The 24,090-nt window shown below is 66.3% G+C and carries 38 protein-coding genes; 36 read left to right on the top strand and 2 right to left on the bottom strand.

The window, feature by feature from the left end; translation table 11 throughout:
* The 29 genes from EPO55_RS11495 to EPO55_RS11635 form a co-directional block, all read left to right on the top strand.
* Positions 1-121 (top strand): hypothetical protein (locus EPO55_RS11495; protein WP_296337064.1); only part of this gene is annotated, 121 nt, incomplete at its 5' end.
* 34 nt (positions 122-155) lie between these two features.
* Entirely contained in the window at positions 156-470 is a 315-nt protein-coding gene (gene rpsJ, locus EPO55_RS11500) for a 30S ribosomal protein S10 (protein WP_068198221.1), read from the top strand.
* A gap of 31 nt (positions 471-501) precedes the next feature.
* The gene (gene rplC / locus EPO55_RS11505) at positions 502-1,224 is read left to right on the top strand and encodes a 50S ribosomal protein L3 (RefSeq protein WP_296336934.1); all 723 of its coding nucleotides are present in this window, start codon (positions 502-504) and stop codon (positions 1,222-1,224) included.
* A 10-nt stretch (positions 1,225-1,234) separates the two neighbouring features.
* On the top strand, positions 1,235-1,855 hold the full coding sequence (rplD, locus tag EPO55_RS11510; RefSeq protein WP_296336936.1) for a 50S ribosomal protein L4: 621 nt from the start codon (positions 1,235-1,237) through the stop codon (positions 1,853-1,855).
* The gene (locus EPO55_RS11515; RefSeq protein ID WP_296336937.1) at positions 1,852-2,175 is read left to right on the top strand and encodes a 50S ribosomal protein L23; all 324 of its coding nucleotides are present in this window, start codon (positions 1,852-1,854) and stop codon (positions 2,173-2,175) included. Before rplD ends, EPO55_RS11515 begins: the two co-directional genes overlap by 4 nt.
* A gap of 16 nt (positions 2,176-2,191) precedes the next feature.
* Positions 2,192-3,022 carry a 50S ribosomal protein L2 gene (gene rplB, locus EPO55_RS11520; protein ID WP_296336938.1) on the top strand — a complete coding sequence of 277 codons (831 nt, stop codon included), beginning with the start codon at positions 2,192-2,194 and terminating at the stop codon, positions 3,020-3,022.
* A 17-nt stretch (positions 3,023-3,039) separates the two neighbouring features.
* Positions 3,040-3,318 (top strand): 30S ribosomal protein S19, encoded by a 279-nt coding sequence (gene rpsS, locus EPO55_RS11525; protein WP_296336939.1) that lies wholly within the window; start codon positions 3,040-3,042, stop codon positions 3,316-3,318.
* A gap of 5 nt (positions 3,319-3,323) precedes the next feature.
* A complete protein-coding gene (gene rplV / locus EPO55_RS11530; protein WP_296336940.1) occupies positions 3,324-3,710 on the top strand; it encodes a 50S ribosomal protein L22 in 387 nt (128 codons plus the stop codon).
* Positions 3,711-4,430 (top strand): 30S ribosomal protein S3, encoded by a 720-nt coding sequence (rpsC, locus tag EPO55_RS11535; protein WP_296336942.1) that lies wholly within the window; start codon positions 3,711-3,713, stop codon positions 4,428-4,430.
* A 6-nt stretch (positions 4,431-4,436) separates the two neighbouring features.
* Complete coding sequence (gene rplP / locus EPO55_RS11540) at positions 4,437-4,856, top strand: 50S ribosomal protein L16 (RefSeq protein WP_296336943.1); 420 nt, start codon at positions 4,437-4,439, stop codon at positions 4,854-4,856.
* Between the two features lie 11 nt (positions 4,857-4,867).
* A complete protein-coding gene (rpmC, locus tag EPO55_RS11545) occupies positions 4,868-5,059 on the top strand; it encodes a 50S ribosomal protein L29 (RefSeq protein ID WP_296336945.1) in 192 nt (63 codons plus the stop codon).
* A gap of 12 nt (positions 5,060-5,071) precedes the next feature.
* Positions 5,072-5,320, top strand: coding sequence for a 30S ribosomal protein S17 (gene rpsQ / locus EPO55_RS11550; protein ID WP_296336946.1), 249 nt, complete (start codon positions 5,072-5,074; stop codon positions 5,318-5,320).
* Between the two features lie 18 nt (positions 5,321-5,338).
* Positions 5,339-5,707, top strand: a complete 369-nt coding sequence (gene rplN / locus EPO55_RS11555; RefSeq protein WP_296336947.1) for a 50S ribosomal protein L14 — start codon at positions 5,339-5,341, stop codon at positions 5,705-5,707.
* Between the two features lie 2 nt (positions 5,708-5,709).
* On the top strand, positions 5,710-6,033 hold the full coding sequence (gene rplX, locus EPO55_RS11560; protein WP_296336948.1) for a 50S ribosomal protein L24: 324 nt from the start codon (positions 5,710-5,712) through the stop codon (positions 6,031-6,033).
* 11 nt (positions 6,034-6,044) lie between these two features.
* Positions 6,045-6,587 carry a 50S ribosomal protein L5 gene (gene rplE, locus EPO55_RS11565; protein WP_296336949.1) on the top strand — a complete coding sequence of 181 codons (543 nt, stop codon included), beginning with the start codon at positions 6,045-6,047 and terminating at the stop codon, positions 6,585-6,587.
* A 14-nt stretch (positions 6,588-6,601) separates the two neighbouring features.
* Entirely contained in the window at positions 6,602-6,907 is a 306-nt protein-coding gene (rpsN, locus tag EPO55_RS11570) for a 30S ribosomal protein S14 (protein WP_296336950.1), read from the top strand.
* Positions 6,908-6,923: 16 nt separating this feature from the next.
* Positions 6,924-7,319: a 30S ribosomal protein S8 gene (rpsH, locus tag EPO55_RS11575; protein WP_296336951.1), complete on the top strand. Its 396-nt coding sequence runs from the start codon at positions 6,924-6,926 to the stop codon at positions 7,317-7,319.
* A 2-nt stretch (positions 7,320-7,321) separates the two neighbouring features.
* Positions 7,322-7,855, top strand: coding sequence for a 50S ribosomal protein L6 (gene rplF / locus EPO55_RS11580; RefSeq protein ID WP_296336952.1), 534 nt, complete (start codon positions 7,322-7,324; stop codon positions 7,853-7,855).
* 14 nt (positions 7,856-7,869) lie between these two features.
* A complete protein-coding gene (rplR, locus tag EPO55_RS11585; protein WP_296336953.1) occupies positions 7,870-8,232 on the top strand; it encodes a 50S ribosomal protein L18 in 363 nt (120 codons plus the stop codon).
* Positions 8,233-8,246: 14 nt separating this feature from the next.
* The gene (gene rpsE / locus EPO55_RS11590) at positions 8,247-8,828 is read left to right on the top strand and encodes a 30S ribosomal protein S5 (RefSeq protein WP_296336954.1); all 582 of its coding nucleotides are present in this window, start codon (positions 8,247-8,249) and stop codon (positions 8,826-8,828) included.
* An 11-nt stretch (positions 8,829-8,839) separates the two neighbouring features.
* On the top strand, positions 8,840-9,034 hold the full coding sequence (gene rpmD, locus EPO55_RS11595; RefSeq protein WP_296336956.1) for a 50S ribosomal protein L30: 195 nt from the start codon (positions 8,840-8,842) through the stop codon (positions 9,032-9,034).
* Between the two features lie 36 nt (positions 9,035-9,070).
* Positions 9,071-9,550 (top strand): 50S ribosomal protein L15, encoded by a 480-nt coding sequence (gene rplO, locus EPO55_RS11600; protein WP_296336957.1) that lies wholly within the window; start codon positions 9,071-9,073, stop codon positions 9,548-9,550.
* Positions 9,551-9,609: 59 nt separating this feature from the next.
* On the top strand, positions 9,610-10,956 hold the full coding sequence (secY, locus tag EPO55_RS11605) for a preprotein translocase subunit SecY (RefSeq protein WP_296336958.1): 1,347 nt from the start codon (positions 9,610-9,612) through the stop codon (positions 10,954-10,956).
* A complete protein-coding gene (locus EPO55_RS11610) occupies positions 10,953-11,603 on the top strand; it encodes an adenylate kinase (protein WP_296336959.1) in 651 nt (216 codons plus the stop codon). Before secY ends, EPO55_RS11610 begins: the two co-directional genes overlap by 4 nt.
* Before the next feature lie 121 nt (positions 11,604-11,724).
* A complete protein-coding gene (rpsM, locus tag EPO55_RS11615; RefSeq protein WP_296336960.1) occupies positions 11,725-12,102 on the top strand; it encodes a 30S ribosomal protein S13 in 378 nt (125 codons plus the stop codon).
* Positions 12,103-12,120: 18 nt separating this feature from the next.
* Positions 12,121-12,543, top strand: coding sequence for a 30S ribosomal protein S11 (gene rpsK, locus EPO55_RS11620; protein ID WP_296336962.1), 423 nt, complete (start codon positions 12,121-12,123; stop codon positions 12,541-12,543).
* 146 nt (positions 12,544-12,689) lie between these two features.
* Positions 12,690-13,706 (top strand): DNA-directed RNA polymerase subunit alpha, encoded by a 1,017-nt coding sequence (locus EPO55_RS11625; protein WP_296336963.1) that lies wholly within the window; start codon positions 12,690-12,692, stop codon positions 13,704-13,706.
* 22 nt (positions 13,707-13,728) lie between these two features.
* The gene (rplQ, locus tag EPO55_RS11630; RefSeq protein ID WP_296336964.1) at positions 13,729-14,151 is read left to right on the top strand and encodes a 50S ribosomal protein L17; all 423 of its coding nucleotides are present in this window, start codon (positions 13,729-13,731) and stop codon (positions 14,149-14,151) included.
* Positions 14,152-14,224: 73 nt separating this feature from the next.
* Entirely contained in the window at positions 14,225-14,689 is a 465-nt protein-coding gene (locus EPO55_RS11635; RefSeq protein WP_296336965.1) for a GNAT family N-acetyltransferase, read from the top strand.
* Here EPO55_RS11635 and EPO55_RS11640 read toward each other — a convergent pair.
* Both EPO55_RS11640 and EPO55_RS11645 read right to left on the bottom strand, forming a co-directional pair.
* Positions 14,686-15,720, bottom strand: a complete 1,035-nt coding sequence (locus EPO55_RS11640; RefSeq protein ID WP_296336966.1) for a cytochrome P450 — start codon at positions 15,718-15,720, stop codon at positions 14,686-14,688. The genes EPO55_RS11635 and EPO55_RS11640 overlap by 4 nt on opposite strands.
* 206 nt (positions 15,721-15,926) lie before the next feature.
* The gene (locus EPO55_RS11645) at positions 15,927-17,717 is read right to left on the bottom strand and encodes an acyl-CoA dehydrogenase (RefSeq protein ID WP_296336967.1); all 1,791 of its coding nucleotides are present in this window, start codon (positions 17,715-17,717) and stop codon (positions 15,927-15,929) included.
* Between the two features lie 73 nt (positions 17,718-17,790).
* On the opposite strand from EPO55_RS11645, the gene EPO55_RS11650 reads away from it, so the two are divergent.
* From EPO55_RS11650 to EPO55_RS11680, 7 genes are all read left to right on the top strand, one after another.
* The gene (locus EPO55_RS11650; RefSeq protein ID WP_296336968.1) at positions 17,791-18,579 is read left to right on the top strand and encodes an enoyl-CoA hydratase/isomerase family protein; all 789 of its coding nucleotides are present in this window, start codon (positions 17,791-17,793) and stop codon (positions 18,577-18,579) included.
* A 1-nt stretch (position 18,580) separates the two neighbouring features.
* Positions 18,581-19,513 (top strand): hypothetical protein, encoded by a 933-nt coding sequence (locus tag EPO55_RS11655; protein ID WP_296336969.1) that lies wholly within the window; start codon positions 18,581-18,583, stop codon positions 19,511-19,513.
* A gap of 7 nt (positions 19,514-19,520) precedes the next feature.
* A complete protein-coding gene (locus EPO55_RS11660; protein WP_296336970.1) occupies positions 19,521-20,405 on the top strand; it encodes an adenylate/guanylate cyclase domain-containing protein in 885 nt (294 codons plus the stop codon).
* A gap of 14 nt (positions 20,406-20,419) precedes the next feature.
* Entirely contained in the window at positions 20,420-22,291 is a 1,872-nt protein-coding gene (locus EPO55_RS11665; protein ID WP_296336971.1) for a protein kinase, read from the top strand.
* 14 nt (positions 22,292-22,305) lie between these two features.
* Positions 22,306-22,839, top strand: a complete 534-nt coding sequence (locus EPO55_RS11670) for a glycine zipper domain-containing protein (protein WP_296336972.1) — start codon at positions 22,306-22,308, stop codon at positions 22,837-22,839.
* Positions 22,840-22,923: 84 nt separating this feature from the next.
* On the top strand, positions 22,924-23,790 hold the full coding sequence (locus tag EPO55_RS11675; RefSeq protein ID WP_296336973.1) for an isocitrate lyase/PEP mutase family protein: 867 nt from the start codon (positions 22,924-22,926) through the stop codon (positions 23,788-23,790).
* Entirely contained in the window at positions 23,787-24,089 is a 303-nt protein-coding gene (locus EPO55_RS11680) for a hypothetical protein (protein ID WP_296336974.1), read from the top strand. Before EPO55_RS11675 ends, EPO55_RS11680 begins: the two co-directional genes overlap by 4 nt.
* The last annotated feature ends 1 nt before the right edge of the window (position 24,090 follow it).

Consider the following 24,090-nt stretch of genomic DNA (forward strand, 5'->3'; position numbering starts at 1 on the left):
CAACGCGCGGCTGATCGTCGAGCTGATCCAGCCGATCGCCATGGACGAGGGCCTGCGCTTCGCCATCCGCGAGGGCGGCAGGACCGTCGGCGCAGGCGTCGTCACCAAAGTCGTGAAGTAAACATACCGACGACAGGCGAGTAGACATCATGGCCATGGACAACACCAATATCCGGATCCGGCTGAAGGCCTTCGATCATCGCGTGCTCGATTCGTCGACCAGCGAGATCGTGAGCACGGCCAAGCGGACGGGCGCGCAGGTGCGCGGGCCGATCCCGCTGCCGACCGGCATCGAGAAGTTCACGGTCAACCGCTCGCCGCACATCGACAAGAAGTCGCGCGAGCAGTTCGAGATCCGTACGCACAAGCGCGTGCTCGATATCGTCGATCCGACGCCGCAGACGGTGGACGCGCTGATGAAGCTCGACCTCGCCTCCGGTGTCGACGTCGAAATCAAGCTCGGCGCCTGAGCGAACAGGGATAAGGGAAGAGGAACAGACCATGCGTTGCGGTCTCGTCACCCAGAAGGTCGGCATGACCCGCGTCTTCAACGACGCAGGCGAACACGTGCCCGTCACCGTTCTGAAGGTGGAAACGCTGCAGGTTGTCGCCGTCCGCTCGGAAGAGAAGGACAAGTACACCGCGGTGCAGCTCGGCTACGGCAAGGCCAAGGTAAAGAACGTGACCCAGCCGATGCGCGGTCACTTTGCCAAGGCCAAGGTCGAGCCGAAGAAGAAGCTCGTCGAATTCCGCGTCGCCAAGGACGCCGTCCTCGAGGTCGGCGCCGAGCTGGTGCCCAGCCATTTCGTGGCTGGCCAGTTCGTCGACGTCGTCGGCACCACGATCGGCCGCGGCTTCACCGGCTCGATGGTTCGCTGGAACTTCCACGGCCTCGAAGCCAGCCACGGCGTCTCGGTCTCGCACCGTTCGCACGGTTCGACCGGCAACCGTCAGGATCCCGGCCGCACGTTCCCCGGCAAGAAGATGGCCGGTCACTACGGCAACGAGCGCGTGACCACGCAGAACCTGAAGGTCGTCGCCGTCGATGACGAGAAGGGTCTGCTGCTGGTCTCCGGCGCCGTCCCCGGCGCGAACAACAGCTATGTCATCGTCAAGGACGCCTCCAAGCGCGCCCGCCCGAAGGATGCCCCGTACCCGGCCGGCCTGCGCAAGGCTGCCGCCGAGCCGGCCGCGCCCGCGGCCGATGCGGCTCCGTCGGCCTGAGGATAGGATCATGAAGCTCACGGTCAAAACCATTGAAGGCGGCAGCGCCGGCGAGATCGATCTCGCCGATGCGGTGTTCGCCGTTCCCGTCCGCAAGGACATCCTGCATCGTTGTGTCGTGTGGCAGCTGTCGCGCCGTCAGGCGGGCACGCACAAGACCAAGGGGCGCGCCGAGATCACGGCGACGGCCAAGAAGATGTACGCCCAGAAGGGCACCGGTCGCGCCCGTCACGGCAACGAGGCGGCCCCGCAGTTCCGCGGCGGCGGCAAGGCGTTCGGCCCGGTCGTGCGCAGCCATGCCAGCGACCTGCCGAAGAAAGTGCGCAAGCTCGCGCTTCGGTCGGCGCTGTCGGCCAAGGCCGCCGAGGGCAAGCTGATCATCGTCGACCAGGCCGCCCTGGCAGAGCCGAAGACGGCCAAGCTGACGGCCCATTTCGGCAAGCTCGGCATCTCGAGCGCGCTGATCATCGCCGGCGCCGAGGTCGACACCAATTTCGCACGCGCGGCGTCCAACATCGCCCACATCGACGTGCTGCCGCAGCAGGGCGCCAACGTCTACGACATCCTGCGCCGCGACACGCTCGTGCTGACGCGCGATGCCGTCAAGCATCTCGAGGAGCGTCTGCAATGAGCGCCAAGCGGTATCCGGTCGAAGCCGTCTCGCGCGCGCGGATGTACGAAGTCATCCGTTCGCCGCTGATCACGGAAAAGACCACCAACGGCTCCGAGCACAGCCAGGTGACCTTCCGCGTCTCGAAGGATGCGACCAAGCCGGAGATCAAGCAGGCCATCGAAGGCCTGTTCAAGGTCAAGGTGAAGGCCGTGAACACCGTGACGGTGAAGGGCAAGAGCAAGGTATTCCGCGGCCGTCCGGGCGTGCGGAGCGACTGGAAGAAAGCGATCGTCTCGCTGGTCGATGGTCACAAGATCGACGTGACCACGGGCTTGTAGGACGGGGGAACGAGACATGGCACTTAAAACTTACAAGCCGATCACGCCGTCGCTTCGACAGCTGGTCATCGTCGACCGTACGGGCCTGTGGAAGGGCAAGCCGGTCAAGGCGCTGACGCAGGGCAAGAGCAACACCGGTGGGCGCAACAATCACGGCCGCATCACCAGCCATCACATGGGCGGTGGTCACAAGCGCCGCCTGCGCACCATCGACTTCAAGCGTCGCAAGTTCGATGTCGCGGCCACGGTCGAGCGCATCGAGTACGATCCCAACCGGACAGCCTACATCGCGCTGCTCAAGTACGCCGACGGCGAGATCGCCTACATCCTGGCGCCGCAGCGCCTGAAGGCGGGCGACCAGGTCGTCTCCGGCGAGCGCGTCGACATCAAGCCGGGCAACGCCATGCCGCTCGGCAACATGCCGGTCGGCACGATCGTCCATAACGTCGAGCTCAAGAAGTCCGCCGGCGGCAAGCTCGCCCGGTCGGCCGGCAACTACGCCCAGCTCGTCGGCAAGGATGCGGGCTACGCCCAGATCAAGCTCAGCTCGGGCGAACTGCGCCTCGTGTCGGGTGAGTGCCTGGCCACGGTCGGCGCGGTCAGCAACCCCGACAACCAGAACATCGTCATCGGCAAGGCCGGCCGCCAGCGCTGGCTCGGTCGCCGCCCGCACGTCCGCGGCGTCGCCATGAACCCGGTCGACCATCCGCACGGCGGCGGCGAAGGCCGCACCTCGGGCGGCCGCCATCCGGTCACGCCGTGGGGCAAGCCGACCAAGGGCAAGAAGACACGCAAGAACAAGGCGACGGACAAGTACATTATCCGCAGCCGTCACTCGACGCGCTGACGGTAGGAGGCAAGAAAGTGGCACGTTCCGTTTGGAAGGGCCCGTTCGTTGACGGGAGCCTGATCAAGAAGGTCGAAAAGGCGAGCCAGACCGTGCGCAGCGAAGTGATCAAGACCTGGTCGCGCCGCTCGACGATCCTGCCGCAGTTCGTCGGCCTGACGTTCGCCGTCTACAACGGCCGGAAGTTCATTCCGGTGAACGTCTCCGAGGAGATGGTCGGTCACAAGCTCGGCGAGTTCTCGCCGACCAGGACCTTCACGTCCCATTCGGGAGACAAGAAGGTTTCCAGGGATTAGATGCGATGAGCAAGCAGCCCACCCCACGCCGCGAGGCGGACAACGAGGCCAAGGCCGTGTTGCGCGCCGTGCGCGTCAGCCCGCGCAAGCTCGATCTCGTGGCCGCCACGATCCGCGGCAAGAAGGCATCGTTGGCCGTGAACGAGCTGACCTTCTCCAAGAAGCGCATCGCCATCGACGTGAAGAAGGCGCTGAATTCGGCCATCGCCAACGCCGAGAACAACCACAATCTCGACGTCGATCGCCTGATCGTCGCCGAGGCGTCGGTCGGCAAGGGGCTGGTCATGAAGCGGTTCCAGACGCGCGGCCGCGGCCGTTCGGCCGGGATTATCAAGCCGTTCGCTCATCTGACCATCGTGGTGCGCGAGCGCGCCGAGGCGGAGGACAAGTAAATGGGTCAGAAGGTCAATCCGATCGGCCTGCGGCTCGGCATCAACCGGACCTGGGACTCGCGCTGGTACGCCGAGGGCGACGAATATTCGAAGATGCTCCATGAGGACATCCACATCCGCAAGGTGCTGCGCAAGCGGCTGGCCCAGGCGGGTGTCGCCAAGATCGTCATCGAGCGTCCGGCCAAGCGCGCCCGCGTCACGATCCACACCGCCCGTCCGGGCGTGGTGATCGGCAAGAAGGGCGCCGACATCGAGAAGCTGCGCGGCGATCTCGCCAAGATGACCAAGGGTGAAGTGGCCCTGAACATCGTCGAGATCCGCAAGCCCGAGATCGACGCCACGCTGATCGCCGAGAACATCGCCCAGCAGCTCGAGCGTCGTGTCGCCTTCCGTCGCGCCATGAAGCGCGCCGTGCAGTCGGCCATGCGCCTGGGTGCCCAGGGCATCCGCATCAACTGCTCGGGCCGCCTGGGTGGCGCCGAGATCGCGCGCATGGAGTGGTATCGCGAGGGCCGCGTGCCGCTGCACACGCTGCGCGCCGACATCGACTACGGCATCGCCACCGCCTTCACGACCTTCGGCACCTGCGGTGTGAAGGTCTGGGTGTTCAAGGGCGAGATTCTCGCGCATGACCCGATGGCCCACGACAAGCGCGCCGAAGAGGCCGCGCCGCAGCGTACGCCGGCCCGGGTCGAGCGCACCGAGCAGAGGGACGCGTAAGACGCCATGCTGCAACCAAAGCGCACCAAGTACCGCAAGGCCTTCAAGGGCCGCATCAGCGGCGCTGCCAAGGGCGGCTTCAACCTCGACTTCGGTTCCTACGGGCTGAAGGCGATGGAGCCGGACCGCCTGACGGCGCGCCAGATCGAGGCCGCCCGCCGTGCCATCACGCGTCACATGAAGCGTGCCGGCCGCGTGTGGATCCGCGTGTTCCCGGACGTGCCGGTGTCGAAGAAGCCGGCTGAAGTCCGCATGGGCTCCGGCAAGGGCGCGCCCGAGTTCTGGGCGGCGCGGGTCAAGCCCGGCCGCATCCTGTTCGAGCTCGAAGGCGTGCCGGTGATCGTCGCCAAGGAAGCCCTGGCGCTGGCCGCGGCCAAGCTGCCGATCAAGACGCGCTTCGTCGCCCGCGCCGGCGCCGGAAGCTGAGGGAGTTGGACATGAAAGCCAGCGATCTGCGTCCCAAGACCAAGGACGAGCTCAAGAGCGAGATGGGCAACCTCCGCAAGGAGGCGTTCAACCTGCGTTTCCAGAAGGCCGGTGGCCAACTGCAGAAGACTGCCCGCGCGCGCCACGTGCGCCGCGACATCGCCCGCATCAAGACGGTGCTGGGCGAAAAGGCCGCCGGTTAGGGAGCCATATAAATGCCGAAGCGTATCCTGGAAGGCGTCGTCGTCAGCGACAAGATGGACAAGACCATCGTCGTGAAGGTCGAGCGGCGTATTCAGCACCCGATCTACAAGAAGTTCATCCGTAGATCGAAGAAGTATCACGCGCACGACGAAGCCAACGTCTTCAAGGGCAAGGTTGGCGAAATCGTGCGCATCCGCGAGTGCCGCCCGCTGTCCAAGACCAAGAGCTGGGAAGTTCTAGTCGAGGCTGTGAAGGCCTAGCGGAACGGAGCAAAGATCATGATTCAGATGCGTACCAATCTCGAGGTCGCCGACAATTCAGGCGCCCGTCGGGTCCAGTGCATCAAGGTGCTCGGCGGCTCGCGCCGCAAGTACGCCAGCGTCGGCGACGTCATCGTCGTGTCGATCAAGGAAGCCATTCCACGCGGCCGCGTGAAGAAGGGCGAGGTGCATCGCGCCGTCGTCGTTCGTACGTCGTTCGCGCTGCGCCGCGCCGACGGCAGCGCCATCCGCTTCGATCGCAATGCCGCGGTCCTCATCAGCAAGCAGGATGAGCCGATCGGCACCCGTATCTTCGGACCGGTGACGCGCGAACTGCGCGCCAAGAAGTTCATGAAGATCATCTCGCTTGCGCCTGAGGTGCTCTAGCCATGGCCAACAAACTCAAGATCAAGAAGGGCGACCGGGTGAAAGTCATCACCGGTGGCAGCAAGGGCAAGGTGGGAGATGTGCTCCGCGTGCTTCCGAAGGAGCAGCGCGTCGTCGTCTCCGGCGTCAACATGATCAAGCGCCACACCAAGCCGAGCCGGACTGAGTCCGGCGGAATCATCGAACGCGAGGCCACGATCCACGTCTCCAACGTGGCCCTGCTGGATCCCAAATCGGAAAAGCCGACGAAGGTCGGGTTCCGGTTCCTTGAAGACGGCCGTAAGGTGCGCTTTGCGCGCGCCTCCGGCGAGACCATCGACCGCTAGGAGAACGGGCCATGCCCGCGCGACTGCAAGAACACTACGCCAAGACCCTCCGCGAAGCGCTGACCAAGGAGTTCTCCTACAAGAACCCCTTCGAGGTGCCGAAGCTGGAGAAGATCGTGATCAACATGGGCGTCGGCGAGGCGGTCAACGACCGCAAGGCCGTCGACGGCGCGGTTGCCGACCTGACGGCGATCACCGGCCAGAAGCCGGTCGTCACCAAGTCGCGCATCTCGATCGCGACCTTCAAGCTGCGCGAGGGCATGGCGATCGGCGCCAAGGTCACGCTGCGCCGCGACCGCATGTACGAGTTCGTCGATCGGCTGATCAACATCGCCCTGCCGCGCGTCCGCGATTTCCGCGGGCTCAACGGCAAGTCGTTCGATGGCCGCGGCAACTTCGCCATGGGCCTCAAGGAGCAGATCGTGTTCCCCGAGATCGATTACGACAAGGTCGACCAGGTGCGCGGCATGGACATCATCATCTGCACGACTGCGAAGACGGACGCGGAAGCCCGAGCGCTTCTCCGCGGCTTCGACTTCCCGTTCGTGAACTGAGGCCGGAGAATCAAATGGCCAAGACAAGTTCCGTCGAGAAGAACAACCGGCGCGCCAGGATGGCGAAGCAATTTGCCGGCAAGCGCGCCAAGCTGAAGGCGATGGCGGTCGACGACAAGCTGTCACCGGAGGATCGCTTCGGCGCCCGGCTCAAGCTTGCCAAGCTGCCGCGCAATTCCTCGCCGACGCGCATTCGCAATCGCTGCGAGCTCACGGGCCGTCCGCGGGCCGTCTATCGCAAGTTCAAGCTCTCGCGCCTTGCGCTGCGTGAGCTCGCCTCGTCGGGCGCCCTGCCCGGCGTCGTGAAGTCGAGCTGGTAACGGGGGACCGTAGACCATGATGACAGATCCCGTCGGCGATTTGCTGACACGCATCCGCAACGGCCAGTCGGCACGCCTAGACAGCGTGACCGCGCCTGCCTCGCGGCTGCGCTCGAACGTTCTCGATGTGCTCCAGCGCGAGGGCTATATCCGCGGCTGGTTCGAGGAAGAGCTTCGCCCTGGCGTGAAGGAGCTTCGCATCGAGCTGAAGTACGACAACGGCAAGCCGGTGATAAAGGAGATCAAGCGCGTCTCCACCCCTGGTCGCCGAGTCTACTCGAAGATCCGCGAGTTGCCGCGCCACTTCAACGGCCTCGGCATCTCGATCCTGTCCACGCCGCGCGGTGTCATGTCCGACGCCGAGGCGCGCGCCGCCAATGTCGGCGGCGAAGTCATCTGCAAGGTGTTCTAGCCATGTCGCGCGTCGGCAAAAACCCGGTTCCCATTCCCGCCGGTGTCACCATCGAGCTCAAGGGCCAGCATCTGAAGGCCAAGGGCAAGCGGGGCGAGCTTCAGCTTACGGTGCACGACGATGTGTCGGTCGCCAAGGAGGGCGAAGCGCTCGTCTTCAAGCCGCGCACCGAGAGCCGCCGCGCCCGCATGCAGTGGGGCACGGCGCGCAACCTCGCGAGCAACGTCGTTCGCGGCGTGTCGGAAGGCTTCACGATCAACCTCGAGATCAACGGCGTCGGCTATCGTGCCCAGGCCGATGCCAAGATGCTGAAGCTGCAGCTCGGCTACAGCCACGACGTCGAGGTCCCGATTCCGGCCGGCATCCAGATCAAGGCGCCGAAGCCGACCGAGGTCGAGATCAGCGGCGCCGATCGTCAGAAGGTCGGGCAGCTCGCGGCCAATATCCGCAGCCTGCGCCCGCCCGAGCCCTACAAGGGCAAGGGCATCAAGTATGCCGACGAGAAGATCCGGCGCAAAGAAGGCAAGAAGAAGTAGAGGCGAGACCCAACATGTCCGATCGCAACGCTCTATTCGCCCGCCGCCAGCGGCGCACGCGCTACGCGCTGCGCCAGGCCGCCGGCGGCCGCCCTCGCCTCAGCGTGTTCCGCTCGGGCAAGCACATCTACGCCCAGGTCATCGACGACCGGAAGGGCCTGACCCTGGCCGCCGCCTCGTCGCTCGACAAGGACGTCAAGGGCAAGCTCAAGACCGGCGCCGACAAGGGCGCGGCCGCCGAAGTGGGCAAGCTGATCGCCCAGCGCGCCGTCGCCGCCGGCGTCAAGGAAGTCGTCTTCGACCGCGGCGGCTACATGTATCACGGCCGCGTTGCAGCGCTGGCCAACGCCGCCCGTGAGGGCGGCCTGTCGTTCTGATCGGGAGTTAGCACATGGCTCGTTCACCCGGCGGTTCCGGCCGTTCCCCACGTGATCGCGATCGGGGCCGTGACCGCGACGAGGACAACGAACTGACCGACAAGCTGGTCACCATCAATCGCGTCGCGAAGGTGGTGAAGGGCGGTCGTCGCTTCGCCTTTGCCGCGATCGTCGTCGTCGGCGACCAGCGCGGTCGTGTCGGCCATGGCGCCGGCAAGGCCCGTGAAGTTCCCGAGGCCATTCGCAAGGCGACGGAAGCCGCCAAGCGTGCGCTGATCCGCGTGCCGCTGCGCGACGGCCGCACGCTGCATCACGACGTCAAGGGCCGGTTCGGCGCCGGCAAGGTGACGCTGCGTTCGGCTCCGGCCGGTACCGGCATCATCGCCGGCGGCCCGATGCGCGCCGTGTTCGAGACGCTCGGTCTCAAGGACATCGTCGCCAAGTCGGTTGGCACGTCCAATCCGCACAACATGATCAAGGCGACGTTCAAGGCGCTCGAGCAGCTCAACTCGCCGCGCATGGTCGCCACCCGCCGCGGCAAGAAGGTCGGTGACCTGCTCGGCCGTCGCGACGAGACCGTCGTCGAGGCGGCGTAAGGAATACGACCATGGCTGACAGCAAGAAGATCAAAGTCACCCAGACGGGTAGCCACATCGGCCGCACCGAGGATCAGCGCGCAACGCTGATCGGCCTGGGACTGAACAAGCGCCATCGCAGCCGCGAACTCGTGGATACGCCCGAGGTGCGCGGCATGATCAACAAGGTGCGTCATCTCCTGCGCATCGACGAGGAAGCGCGCTAACCGCCGATTGGCGGTTGTGGCGCGGAGGACCGAACGATGAGACTGAACGAAATCGCTGACAATCCCGGCTCCCGCAAGGGCCGCATGCGCGTCGGCCGCGGCATCGGCTCCGGCAAGGGCAAGACTGCCGGCCGCGGCGTCAAGGGACAGAAGTCCCGCACCGGCGTTGCCATCAAGGGCTTCGAGGGCGGCCAGATGCCGCTCTATCGCCGCATTCCCAAGCGCGGCTTCCGTCCGCCGCACCAGAAGACCTGGCAGGTGGTGAACCTCGGCACGCTGCAGAAGGCGATCGACGACAAGAAGCTCGATGCCGGCAAGCTGATCGACGCCGCCGCGCTGGTGGCCGCCGGTCTGTTCAAGAATGCGTCAGACGGCGTCCGCCTACTTGGCAAGGGCGAGCTCAAGACCAAGATCGAAGTGAAGGTCGCGGGCGCCTCGGCGTCGGCGATCGCCGCGGTCGAAAAGGTCGGCGGCAAGATCGAACTGCCGCCCAAGCCCGTCGCCGAGGCGGCCTGAGCCAGACGGCGTCAATGGGGGCGTCGTCTCCCCCTTGTGTCGTTCACGCGTGAGGTTTCATGGCATCCGCCGCCGAGCAACTTGCATCCAACCTGAACTGGGGCGCGATCGGTAAGGCGACCGAGCTGAAGAAGCGCCTGTGGTTTACCTTGGGTGCGCTCGTCGTTTTCCGTCTCGGTGCCTACATTCCGGTACCCGGTGTCGATCCCGCGGCGCTGGCCGAGATCTTCGCCCAGAACGCCGGCGGCATCGCCGGCCTTCTCGACGTGTTCTCCGGCGGTTCGATCGGGCGCATGTCGGTGCTGGCACTTTCGATCATGCCGTATATCTCGGCCTCCATCATCATGCAGATCCTGACGACGGTCGTGCCGTCGCTCGAGGCGCTGAAGAAGGAAGGCGAGGCGGGCCGCAAGAAGATCAATCAATACACGCGCTACGGCACGGTGATCCTGGCGGCCTTTCAGGCCTACGCCATTTCCGCCGGCCTGGAGAGCCAGGTCGCCACGGCAGGGCCGGTCGTGATCGATCCCGGCCTGTTTTTCCGCTTCGTCACCGTGGTCACCTTGGTCGGCGGGACGCTCTTCCTGATGTGGCTGGGCGAGCAGATCACTGCCCGCGGCGTCGGCAACGGGGTTTCGTTGATCATCTTCGCCGGCATCGTGGCGGCCCTTCCTGGCGCCCTGATCCAGACCCTCGAACTCGGCCGCACCGGCGCGCTCTCGGCACTGTTCATCATCGCGCTCATCGTCGGCGTGGTGGTGGTGGTGGCCGTCGTCGTGTTCGTCGAGACGGCGCAGCGACGGATCGTGGTGCAGTATCCCAAGCGCCAGGTCGGCAACCGCATGTATGGTGGCGAGGCCTCGCACCTGCCGCTCAAGATCAACACGTCGGGCGTCATTCCCCCGATCTTCGCGTCGTCGCTGCTGCTCTTTCCGGCGACCATCGCCTCGTTCCAGGGCAACACCGGCGAGGCCGGATGGGTACAGTGGATCGCCACCTGGCTCGGGCACGGACAGCCGCTCTATCTGCTATCCTATGTCGGCCTGATCGTCTTCTTCTGCTTCTTCTACACCACCGTCGTCTTCAATCCGGTCGACACCGCCGACAATCTCAAGAAGAACGGCGGCTTCGTACCCGGCATCCGGCCGGGCAAGAATACGGCTGAGTACCTGGAATACATCCTCAACCGGCTGACGGTGATCGGCGCCCTCTATCTTTCGGCGGTCTGCATTCTGCCGGAGCTCCTGATCGCCCGTGGCGGTGTGCCGTTCTACTTCGGCGGCACCAGTCTCCTCATCGTGGTTTCCGTCACGCTCGACACCGTGACCCAGGTGCAGTCGCATCTGCTCGCTCACCAGTACGAGGGTCTCATCAAGAAGGCCCGGCTGCGCGGTAAGGCTCGATGAACATCATCCTTCTTGGTCCCCCCGGCGCGGGCAAGGGCACCCAGGCCCAGCGGCTCCAGCAGGAGCTCGGCATGGTCCAGCTTTCGACCGGCGATATGCTGCGCGCCGCCGTCGCGTCGGGCAGCGAGCTCGGCAAGAAGGCCAAGGGCATCATGGAACGCGGCGATCTGGTGCCGGACGAACTGATCGTGGGCCTTATCGAGGACCGTATCGCCCAGCCGGATTGCGCCAAGGGCTTCATCCTCGACGGCTTCCCGCGAACACAGGCCCAGGCCGAGGCGCTCGATCGCATGCTGGCAACCAGCGGCGCCAAGCTCGACCGGGTGGTCGAGATGGAGGTCGACGAAAAGGCGCTGACCGAGCGCATCGTCGGCCGATTCAGCTGCGCCAAGTGCGGTACGGGCTACCACGACAGTTTCAAGCGGCCCAAGGTCGAGGGTGTCTGCGACGTCTGCGGCAGCAAGGAATTCACCCGGCGCAAGGACGACAATGCCGAGACGGTGAAGACCCGCATGGCCGCCTACCGGGCCCAGACGGAGCCCCTGTTGCCCTACTACGGCGTCCGGGGGGTGCTTCGGAAGGTCGATGGGATGGCGCCAATGGATACTGTTTTCCGTCAAATCTCCGCCGTTTTGGCAGGGACTTGACAAGCGTGAGTTCCGTTGACTCGGGGGCGCAGGTACCTATAATCGCGCGCTTTTCCGGGGCCAGCGGAACATCTGACGGGCGCGCGCAAGCGCGCCGTAAGTCTTTGAAGGAGTTGGGATTTTGGCTCGTATAGCCGGTGTGAACATTCCGACCGCCAAGCGGGTGGAAATCGGACTGCAATACATCCACGGGATCGGTCCGGCGAAAGCCAAGGAGATCTGTGGAAAAGTGGGGATCGATCTTGCGCGCCGCGTGAACACGCTGAGCGACGATGAGGTCATCCGCATCCGCGAGGCGATCGACCGCGACTACACGGTCGAGGGCGACCTGCGTCGTGAAGTGGCGATGAACATCAAGCGATTGATGGACCTCGCCTGCTACCGGGGCTTGCGGCACCGCCGCGGCCTGCCGGTCCACGGGCAGCGCACGCATACCAATGCGCGCACCCGCAAGGGCCCGGCCAAGCCGATTGCCGGCAAGAAGAAAGTCACGAAGTAAGTCGAGGGAAATCGGATCATGGCCAAGCCTGCAGCCGCCGCGAGCGGCACCGCCGCCGCTACCACGGCGCGTCCCCGTCGCAAGGAACGCAAGAACATCATCGCGGGCGTCGCGCACGTGAACGCCTCGTTCAACAACACGATCGTGACCATCACCGACGCGCAGGGCAATACCATCGCCTGGTCGTCGTCGGGCCAGCAGGGTTTCAAGGGGTCGCGCAAGTCGACGCCGTTCGCCGCCCAGATGGCGGCCGAAGGTGCCGGACGCAAGGCCATGGAGCATGGCATGCGTACCCTGGAGATCCAGGTGCGCGGTCCGGGTTCGGGGCGCGAGTCGGCGCTGCGCGCGCTGCAGGCCGTTGGACTCGCCGTCACCTCGATTCGTGACGTGACGCCGATCCCGCACAACGGTTGCCGTCCGCCCAAGCGTCGGCGGGTCTGATTTTCTTACCGGGCGGCCGTCTCCCTCGCGGGAGACGGGCCGTCCAGTGAACCGCGGCATTCGTCGCCGGTTCCGAAAGATACAGTCGCGGGCCCCCGGCATGAGTGGGTTGGTCCGCAGAACACCGGTCTAGAGAGGTAGCCCCCGTGCTTCAGAAGAACTGGCAGGATCTGATCAAGCCGGAGAAGCTTGTCACCGAGGCTGGCGTCGACCCCGGCCGCACCGCGACCATCGTCGCCGAGCCGCTCGAGCGCGGCTTCGGCCTCACGCTCGGCAATGCGCTGCGCCGGGTGTTGCTGTCGTCGCTTCAGGGTGCCGCCGTTACGTCGATCAAGATCGACAACGTGCTGCACGAGTTCTCGTCGATTCCCGGCGCCCGCGAAGACGTGGTCGACATCGTCCTCAACATCAAGGCGATGGCCGTGAAGATGCAGGGCGATCGCCCGCAGCGTCTTTACCTGCGCGCTGTCGGCCCCGGCGAAGTCACCGCCGGCATGATCGAACTGCCCGGCGATGTCCAGATCATGGATCCGAAGCACCTGATCTGCACGCTCGACGACGGCGCCTCGATCTCGATGGAACTGATGGTCGCCACCGGCAAGGGCTACATCCCGGCCTCGGCCAACCGTCCGGAAGATGCGCCGATCGGCCTGATCCCGGTCGATTCGGTGTTCAGCCCGGTCAAGCGCGTCTCCTACAAGATCGAGAACAGCCGCGTCGGTCAGGTCACCGACTACGACAAGCTGTCGATGACGGTCGAGACCAACGGTACGACGATGCCGGCCGATGCGGTGGCGCTCGCCGCCCGCATCCTGCAGGACCAGCTTCAGCTCTTCATCAACTTCGAGGAGCCGCGCGAGGTCCGAAAGGAAGAGCAGCAGGACGACTTCCCGTTCAATCGCAACCTCCTGCGCAAGGTCGACGAACTCGAGCTGTCGGTGCGCTCGGCCAACTGCCTGAAGAACGACAACATCATCTACATCGGCGACCTCGTGCAGAAGACCGAGGCGGAGATGCTGCGGACGCCGAACTTCGGCCGCAAGTCGCTGAACGAGATCAAGGAAGTGCTGGCTGGCATGGGCCTCCACCTGGGCATGGAAATCCCGGGCTGGCCGCCGGACAACATCGAAGAAATGGCAAAGCGGCTGGAAGAGCCGTACTAGGCCGGCTGGAAGGATTTAGGTCATGCGTCACGCCAATCGCGGTCGGAAATTCCACCGCACCTCCGAGCATCGCAAGGCGATGTTCATGAATCTCGCTGGTGCTCTCATCAAGCACGAGCAGATCACGACCACGCTTCACAAGGCGAAGGACCTGCGTCCGATCGTTGAGAAGCTGGTCACGCTCGGCAAGAAAGGCGGGCTGCATGCCCGCCGCCAGGCGATCGGCTTCCTGCGCGATCCTTACGTTGCCGACAAGCTCTTCACGACGCTCGGCCCGCGCTATTCCAAGCGCGCCGGCGGCTATCTGCGGGTTCTGAAGGCGGGCTACCGCTTCGGTGACGCGGCGCCAATGGCCGTGATCGAGTTCATCGAGCGCGACACCGCCGCCAAGGGCCAGGACAGCGGCCCGTCGTCCGAGCCGGCCGAGCAGCAGGAAGCGGCGTAAGCCTCTCCCCCACGATCTTCGAAAACGCCCGGTGGCACTGCCCCGGGCGTTTTTCTTTGATAAACTTTCCGTCATGGCTTTGACGTTCAGGAAGGCCGTTCCGTCGGAGCGGGATGATGCCCAGCGGATCCTGTGCACGGCGTTCACACCGTATGTCCGCAACCTCGGCCGCGAGATCACAGCCCACCACTACAGGTTCCTTGCCGCCGCCATCGAGCGCGGCGATGTCTACCTCGCGGTGGAGGACGGAGAGATCGTGGCCGTCGCCGCGACCGAGCGGCGCGGCGACGGCATCTACATCGACCGGCTGGGTGTTGCGCCGACGCGCCAGGGTACAGGTCTGGGGAGCTTCCTCCTGGAGCGGGTCGAGGAAATCGCGCGGTCGAGCGGCCTCAAGGAACTGTCGCTCGAGACGGCCGAGATGGCGGAAGGCAACGTCCGGCTCTATCGCCGGCATGGCTTCGAGATCGTGCGCCGCGGCCTGCCCTCGCACGGCATGGACGCGCATACCCGGGTTTTCATGGTGAAGCCGCTCTAGGCAGTCCAGGCGATCGGATACCTGTTGAAACCGCGGAAGCGGGCGCGGCCGCCGCGTTCCGGCGCGCCGTCGCGACGCAGCCCCTTCAGGCGGCCAACCAGCCTCCCGATGGCGATCGTGCCCTCCAGCCGGGCCAGGACGGCGCCCAGGCACATGTGGACGCCCGAGCCGAAGGCAAAATGGCGGTTGGGATCGCGACCGATGTCGAAGCGGTCGGGCTCGGGGAACCGCGTGGGATCGCGGTTGGCCGCGCCGATGCCAATATGCAGGTAGGTGCCGGCGGCAAGGAGCTCGCCGCCAATCTCGAGGTCGGCCGTGAGCCGGCGGTTGCCGAGCTGGTTGGAGCTCTCGAAGCGCAGTCCTTCCTCGATGCAGCTCTTGAGCAGTGACGAGTCATGCCGCAGCCGCTGAAGCTCGTCGGGAAAGCGCAGGAGCGCATCGACCGTGTTGCCGATCAGGTTGGTCGTGGTCTCGTGGCCGGCGTTCAGGAGGAAGATGCAGTTCTGCACCAGCTCGTCGTGGGTGAGCCGCTCGCCATCGACCTCGCCGTGGACCAGGACGCCCAGGACGTCCCCATCGTCGGCCGGCCGCTTGCGTCGCTCGGCGATCAGCGCGTCGAGATAGGCGGAGAACTCGGCTACCGCGGCGTTGCCCGCCGCCTGCCGTTCCGGTCCGGCGACCGGCTCCAGTGCCCCCAGGATGGCCAACGAATAGCGACGAAAGGGCGTGCGCTCACCGGCCGGCACGCCCAGCATGTCGCAGATCACCTCGACGGGAAGGCGGAAGGCGAAGTCCTCGATCAGATCCATGCGGCCGCTGTCGGCATGCCGGACGATGAGCCCGTCGACCACTGCCTCGATCCTAGGCTGCATGGCCGCCAGCGCGCGCGGCGTGAAGGCGGCGGCCAGCAGCTTGCGCACCCGTGTGTGCAGCGGCGGGTCGTTGAACACCAGGCTGGTCGTGTGATGGCGGTAGAGCGGAGTGCCGACGCCGAACTTGGGGCCGAACTCGGCCTTCTTGTCGGAGCTCATGCGGACATCGCGGTAGCAGACCGCGACATCGGCGTAGCGTGAGAGAAAGACACTGCCGTCGGGCAGGCGCTTCAGCGGCGCGAAGCGGCGCAGCGCGTGATAGGTGGGGAAGGGATCGTCGAGGAAGGCGCGCTCCAGCGCGGCCAGGTCGAAGCGCCCGGCGACGGCGCGGGCTTCGTCCGGCGTCAGCTCGATCAGGCCCGGAGTCAGAACTGATCCTCCTTGAGCGCGAACACCGTCCGGCCGGCGGCCTTGAGCGGTCCGAGCTGGGCCAGCGCCGGCGGCAGGATGACTTCGGCGTAGAAGCGCGCCGTGATCAGTTTGGCTTCAAGGAAGGCGGGATCGCCATCGCGCGTGGCGAGCCTGGTTTGGGCAACCAGGGCACTGCGGGCCAGCAGCCAGCCGCCGAGCGCCGTGCCGGCCAGCCGCAGGAACGGCACCGAACCCGCGAGCGCCGTCACCAGATCTGCCTTTACTGACTGCGCCACCCACCTCGTGGCGTCTTCAAGAGTATCAGCCGAGGCAAGCAAACCCGCGCGGATCGCGGCCAGATCGTCGCCTGGGGCGGCCTTCATCTCGTCGGCCAGGCCGCGCATTTCGGCCACCAGCGCCAACATGGTCTCACCGCCGTCCTTGGCCACTTTGCGACCCACCAGGTCGCGCGCCTGGATGCCGTTGGTGCCCTCGTAGATCGGCAGGATGCGGGCATCACGCAGGTGCTGCGCCGCGCCGGTCTCCTCGATGAAGCCCATGCCGCCATGGATCTGCACGCCGGTCGAGGCGATCTCGTTACCGAGGTCGGTGAACCAGGCTTTGACGATCGGGATCAGCAGGTCGACCCGGTCCTGCGTCTTCCGGGAGGCCTCCTTGTCGGGGTGCCTCAGGGCGCCGTCGATGCCGGCCGCCGCGTAATAGCCCAACGCCCGCATCGCCTCGATCTGGGCGCGCATGGTCATCAGCATGCGCCGCACGTCGGCGTGATGGACGATCGGCACCGATTCCGGTCTGGGGCTGCCGTCGTCCTTCGATTGCACGCGCGTGCGGGCAAAGGCTGCGGCCTGCTGATAGGCACGTTCGGCGATCGCCAGTCCCTGGATGCCGACCGACAGGCGGGCGTTGTTCATCATGGTGAACATGTAGGACAGTCCACGGCCTTCCTCGCCGACCAGGTAGCCCACCGCCCCGCCGTCGTCGCCAAACGACATCACGCAGGTCGGGCTGGCGTGGATGCCGAGCTTGTGTTCGAGGGACACGCAGCGCAGATCGTTGCGCTTGCCGGGCGCGCCGTCGGCGCCGACCAGGAATTTCGGTACGATGAACAGCGAGATGCCACGAACCCCGGCCGGCGCATCGGGCGTGCGGGCCAGCACCAAGTGCACAATGTTCTCCGTCAGGTCGTGCTCGCCATAGGTGATGAAGATCTTCTGGCCGGTGACGAGGTAGTGATCGCCATCGCGGACCGCCCGGCTCTTGAGCTGGCCAAGATCGGAGCCGGCCTGCGGTTCGGTCAGGTTCATCGTTCCGGTCCACTCGCCGGAGATCATCTTTGGCAGGTAGATGGTTCGCTGTTCGGGTGAACCGTGATGATGGATGGCGTCGATCGCGCCCTGGTTCAGCAGCAGTACCAGGCCGAAACCCATGTTGGCCGCCTGCCACATCTCCTGCACCGTGGTTGCAAGCAGCCACGGCATGCCCTGACCGCCGAATTCCGGGTCGAAGGGCAGCGAGTTCCAGCCGCCGGCGACGAATTCCTTGTAGATGCCGGTAAAGCCCGGCGCGGTGCGGACGATGCCGTTCTCCAGCCTGGCGCCGACCTTGTCGCCATCCCGGTTGAGTGGCGCCAGGCCGTTGCCGGCGAGCTTGGCGGCCTCCTCCAGCACGGCATCGACCGTGTCGTCGGTGGCGTGCTCGTAACCGGGCAGCGTCGAAACGCGTGCCAGACCGGCCACTTCGCGCAGCGCGAAACGCATGTCGGCGAGCGGGGCGGTGTAAGTCATGTGTTTTCCTCCGGGCCGCAATATGCCGCGCCCCGTCGCTTTTGGCGACCGGCTCAGGTACCTTGAGGGCAACATGACCGATACCGTTCAGCTTGCCACCGTCCTGCTCACCATCGACGGTCCCCGGGCCACCATCACGCTCAACGATCCCGCCAAGCACAACCGACTCGATCCGGCCGGTCTGCGGGCATTGCGCGCAGCCATCGAAAAGGCCGATTCCGACCCGGCCGTGCGCGTGACCGTGATCACCGGCGCGGGCGAGAAGACCTTTTGTTCGGGCTACGACCTCGGCTCGATCTCGGCCAACGAGCGGCGCTCGCAGTCGGCCAACGACGACAGTTTCGAGAAGGTCATGGACCGCCTCGAGGCGATGCGCATGCCGACGCTCTGCGCGCTGAATGGCGGCGTCTATGGCGGCGCGACCGACCTGGCGCTGGCCTGCGATTTCCGTCTCGGCGTCCGAGGCATGAAGTTCTTCATGCCGGCAGCCCGTTTCGGCCTGCATTACTATCCGGGTGGCCTGCGTCGCTATACCCAGAAGGTGAGCCCGAGCTTCGCCAAGCGCGCCTTTCTGCTGTCCGAGGATTTCGCCGACACGGAGTTGCTGGCCGTCGGCTATCTCGACTGGCTGGTCGAACGCGCGGAATTCACGGCCAAAGTCGACGAGAAGGCCGCCAAGCTCGCTTCGCTGGCGCCGCTCTCCATGGCGGGCATGAAGCGCGCGATCGAGCAGTTCGCCCAGGCAGCGCCGGACATGCCGTCGATCCGCGAGAGCGCACAGACCTGCGCCAGCTCGGAAGATTTGCAGGAGGGCTTGGCGGCGCTGCGCGAGCGTCGCACGCCGGCTTTCAAGGGACGCTGACATGCGGCTGGGCCGGCTTGCCCTCGTCCTGTCGATCCTGTGGAGCGGTGTCGCCGAGGCACAGCAGCTCGATTTCTCGCGCGTCACGCGCAGCGGCGACGAACGCCTGAGCTACCGCTGGCGCGATCTCGAGCGCCGCGAGCAGGCCACGGCCTTTACTCTCACCCGCCAGGACATCAGGGAGGCCGAAACCTCGTTCAAGGATTTCAGCCTCGACGGTATGTGGGACGATATCGCGACGAATTTGCGCGACGAGACGGCCCGGTTCGGCAATGGCGCGCAGATCGAGATCCGCCGGACGGGCGACCGTCTGAGCTGGAGCGTGAAGGCGCGCGACCCGGCTTCCCAGGAAGCCCTGGTCAGGAACCTCAACGAGCGCTTCACTCGGTCGCAGAAGGCCTATCTCGCCCGGCATCTGCGCCAGCGCCTCGACGAGGGCCGCATCATGGTCGATTTCGCCGCGGCCACCCGTGCCCTGCAGGAGCCAATGCGTACGGTTGCCAAGGCTCTGGGGGCCACACCGGGCATCGCCGACGATGACCGGGCCCGGGTGGCCCTGGCGCTCGCCTTCTTCCAGCAGGTCCCCTATGCCGCCCTGGGAGACGCCGGGCGGCGTGGTGGCGACTTCCTGCCCGGTCCCGCCCTGCTGGCGAAGAACCGCGGCGATTGCGACAGCAAGGCCGTGGCGCTGGCGGCGGTCCTGCGGACCTACACGCCGTGGCGCAAGCTGGCGGTCATCGTGATGCCGGGCCACGCCGTTCTCGGTGTCGATCTGCCCGCCCGGCCGGGCGAACGGACGGTACGCGCGCAGGCCCGGCAATATGTCGCCCTCGAGCCCGCCGGCCCGGCCATGGCGCCGCTCGGCGACGTGGCGCCGCAGACGGCCAAATATCTCGCCGAGGCGCGCGCAGTCGAGATTTGGCCGCTAAACTGAGCCCATCATGCAACGCCGCCTCGCTGCCATCGTCCATGCCGATCTCGCCGGATTCACCCGCATGATGGAGGGTGCCGAGACGCGTACTTTCCGGCACCTGAAATCGGCTCAGATCGAGGTCTGGCGGCCGGCCATCGAGGCGTCGCAGGGGCGGCTGGTCGGCACGGCGGGGGATGCCATGCTGGCCGAGTTTGCCTCGGCGGTGACCGCCGTCGGGGCCGCCATCGACATCCAGGAGCGGATGGCGCGTTTCAACGAGGCCCTGCAGGCCGACCAGCGCATGATGTTCCGCATCGGCGTTCACCTGGGCGAGGTGATCATCGACGAGGAGGACCAGAATATCTTCGGCGACGGCGTCAATCTCGCCGCCCGCATCCAGGCACTGGCCGAGCCCGGCGGCATCGCCGTGTCTCGCGCCGTACGTGACCTGGTCGAACTCAAGGTCGAGTACACTTTCGCCGACGGCGGCGACCAGCAGCTGAAGAACGTGAGCCGCGCCGTCCAGATCTTCCATGTGCGCCACGCCCGGCAGGCGCCGGTCGGCACGACGACCCGGATGGTGCCGCAGATCACGCTGCGCTTCGAAGGGCCCGATTCGGCCGGTCGCAAGCATGCCTTCGACGTCGCCCTCGACAAGCTGGTGACCCAACCACAGGGCATGGTGATCGGCCGCTCCGCCGACCAGTGCGAGCTCGTCGTGCCGCACGCCACGGTGTCGCGCCGTCACGCCCGGCTCAGCCTCGCGGGCGAGGCTCTGCAGGTTGAGGATCTCGGCTCGACCAACGGCACTGCCATCAATGGCGTGGCGTTGGCGGCCGGTGCGCCGGTGGCGCTTCATGCCGGCAGCAAGCTTCGCATCGGCGACGTCGACCTCGTGATCCGGCAGGTCTAGGGCAGGCACCGGCCATGACCGATCCCGTGACCCCGCAGACGGGCGAAGTGCCCGACATCGACTACGTCGCACTCCGCGCCGGGCAGACCATCGGCCGCTACGAGATCGTCTCCGTCCTCGGCCAGGGCGGCTTCGGCATCACCTATCGCGCGCGCGATATCCAGCTCGGCCGCGAAGTTGCGATCAAGGAATACCTGCCCTCGGCGCTGGCCGTCCGCCAGGATGGCGCCACGGTCCTGCCGCGAACGACCAAGATGGCCGACGACTTCGGCTGGGGCCGCGATCGCTTCGTCACCGAGGGCCGGACGTTGGCGACGCTGCACCGCGTGCCGGCCATCGTGCATGTGTTCGACTTCCTCGAAGCCAATGGCACCGCCTACATCGTCATGGAGTTGTTGAGCGGTGAAACGCTCGAGGATCGGCTGCAGCGCCAGGGCACGCTCACGCCTGACGAAGTCGACCGCATCCTGTGGCCGCTGCTCGACGGATTGGAGCAGGTCCATAGTGCCGGCTTCCTGCACCGTGACATCAAGCCCGCCAACATCCTGCTCAATGCTGCCGGCGACCCGACGTTGATCGATTTCGGCGCAGCACGCGAGGCGATGGTCGGGCGGACCTCGGCGATGACGGCGATCTTCACGCCGGGCTATGCCGCCGCCGAGCAGATGACGTCGGCCAAGCAGGGGCCATGGACCGACATCTACGGTCTCGCCGCCACGCTCTATCACGCCATTGCCGGCAAGACGCCGCCCAGCGCGTTCGACCGCATGCTGGACGACGGCTACGAGCCGCTCGTCCGGCTGATGCCCAAGGGATTCCCGCCGGGCCTCCTGGCCGGTATCGACGCCGGCCTTACTGTGGCTGCCCGCGACCGGCCACAGTCGATCGCCGGCTGGCGACCTATCCTCGGGATGACCGCGGCGCCGGCTGCGGACGCCACGATGATGATGGCAAAAACGCCACCGCCCGTGCCTGGCCGCCAGTCCGTGCTGACGCCAACGTCGGGCGAGGCATCTGCTGGGGGGCCGGCGCCCAAGTCTCGTACGGGCCTCTGGATCGCTCTGGCCGTGGTTCTGGTCGCTGCCCTGGGTGGCGGCGGCTACTACGCGACGGCCATGCGCGGGCCGGATCCTGAGATGGCCAAGGCGCGAGCGGCCGCCGAAGCGGCCGAAGAGGAGAAACGCAAGTTCCAGGAGGAAGCGCAGAAGCTCCGCGCCGAAAAGGAAGCTGCGGAACAACGCAAGGCCGAGGAAGACGCCAAGCTCAAGGCCGAGCAGGAGGCGCGCCAGAAGGCCGAGGCCGACGCCGCGACAAAGCGCCAGCTCGAGGACGACGCTCGGCGCAAGGTCGAGGCCGAGATTGCGGAGAAGAAGCGGGCCGACGACGAAGCGCAGCAGAAGGCTGCGGCCGAAGCCGCGGCCCAGCGCAAGGCCGAGGACGACGCACGCAAGGCGGCCGAGCTGGTTGCCGGCCAGTTCGATCATTTCGGCAAGACGCTGATGTTGCTGACCTTGCGCAACAATCCCGCCGAGATCCGGCTGCAGGGCGTCGATGTCGTGGATGAGCCCGGCCTGCGCCAGGCCGGGGTCAACGCCTTGGCCGCCAAGCCGCGTAACCTGCGCTGCCGCCAGACCGACCGCCTGACCGACGGCACGCCGCTTTATCGCTGCCTGGTCACCAAGCTCGACGCCAAGGATCCGTTGGCCGACATTCCGGACTCGGATCGGGTCGATCTCGCCTTGGCGCTGGTCCGCGGCGGGCTGGTCCTGGCCTCCTGCGACGCGCCGCGGGCCTATGCCGACGCCGAGGATGAAGCCCGTGGCAAGAACCAGAACTTATGGGCTATGATAAAGCCACCTGAATACCGACGGAGATGCGCGCGATGAATGCTGTAGTTGCCATGCCGAGCCCCCGTGCGGCCATGCGGTCGCGATTCCTCGTCAAGCTGATCGGCGTCGTGGCGGCGCTCGGTCTCGTGACAAGCTGCACGACCAGCGAAAGCGGCGGTCCGTCCAACCAGGCCATGGGCACCGTCATGGGGGCCGCGGTCGGTGGTGCTGTCGGCGGTCTGGCCTTCGGCAGCGCCGGCGGCATCGTGGGCGGCGCTCTGGTGGGTGCGCTGGCCGGCAATCTCGTTGGCCGGGCGCTCGACAACCAGGAGCGGGCGCGGCTCGCGCAAGCGACACAAACCGCCTTCGTAGCCGAAACCAACGTGCCGACCACCTACACGGTCGAGAAGACCTCCAATCAATCCGCATCGACGCCGGCGACTGTGGTCGCCGCCAAGCCCGTCGGCCCGCCGGCCAGCCGTGCCGACGGTAGCACCTGCCGGCCGATCGAGCTCACCGCAACGAAGAACGGCCAGACCACGACCGAGACCACGACCTTCTGCAAGGCCTCCGGGTCCAGCGATCTGAAGCCGGTCACGGTCTGATCCGCGAAGCGGCGGTCGACGGGTCAGACGACCGCCGATCGCTGCTCCCCGGTCGTTTTCGAATTCGCGCGCGAGGAGGCCGACATGGCGGGCAATGAGAAGGCGCGCGCGCTGCGCGATCGGCTGGCGAAGGGCGAATTTATCCTGGCCCCCGGTATCTACGACGGCATCTCGGCCCGCGTGGCGGACAAGATGGATTTTCCCGCCCTCTACATGACGGGCTACGGCGCCACGGCCTCGATGCTGGGCCTGCCCGACGCGGGGCTCGCCACCTATTCCGACATGGTGGGCCGCGCCGAGATGATCTGCTCGATCACGGCCACGCCGTTGATCGCCGACGCCGATACCGGCTACGGCGGGCTGCTCAATGTCCGGCGCACGGTGCGCGGCTACGAGGCGGCCGGCGTCGCCGCGATCCAGATCGAGGACCAGGAGATGCCGAAGAAGTGCGGCCATACGCCGGGCCGCCGCGTCGTGCCGGCTGAGGAGATGGTGCTCAAGATCCGGGTCGCGGTCGAGGCGCGCCGCCACGAGGAAACGATGATCGTGGCGCGCACCGATGCGCGCACGGCGCATGGTCTGGATGAGGCGCTGCGCCGGACCGCGCTCTACGAGGCGGCCGGCGCCGACGTGATCTTCGTCGAGTCGCCCGAGAGCGAGGCCGAGCTCGAGCGCATCGGCAAGGAGGTGAGCAAGCCGCTGCTCGCCAACATGGTCGAGTTCGGCAAGACGCCGCGGGTGGAAGTGGCGCGACTCAAGAAATGGGGCTTCGATCTTGCGATCTATCCGGGCCTGGGCTTCAGCGTTGCCGCCGAGGCCATGCGCCTTGCCTGGTCGCATCTCAAGGCCAAGGGCACCAGCATCGACGTGGCCACGCCGCAGTACCGCGACATGCATGAGCTGATGGGCTTCCCCGAGGTCTGGGACTTCGAGAAGCGCTGGGCGCCGTGAACGGCAGGATGAACGGCAAGCAGTTCCTCGAACTGCTGGCGCGGCTGCCGGCGCGGGTGTGGCTGCAGGCAATCATCGGGCTGATCGGCTTCGTCGTGCTGGCCGTTCTGGGCTTCGCCGTGATCGCGGGTGTGGCGGCGGTCGTGCTCGTCGCCATCCTGGCCTTCAAGGCCAAGACCTGGATCGCCGGCCTGTTCGGCCGCACGCCGCCGGCCGAAGCGCCGCCGCGCGAGATGCGTCAGGTGACCGACGTGCAATACGAGATCGTCGACAAGCGGGACGAAACCCCGCCGCGCTGAG

The organism is Reyranella sp., from assembly GCF_004296935.1.
Classification (GTDB): Bacteria; Pseudomonadota; Alphaproteobacteria; order Reyranellales; family Reyranellaceae; genus Reyranella.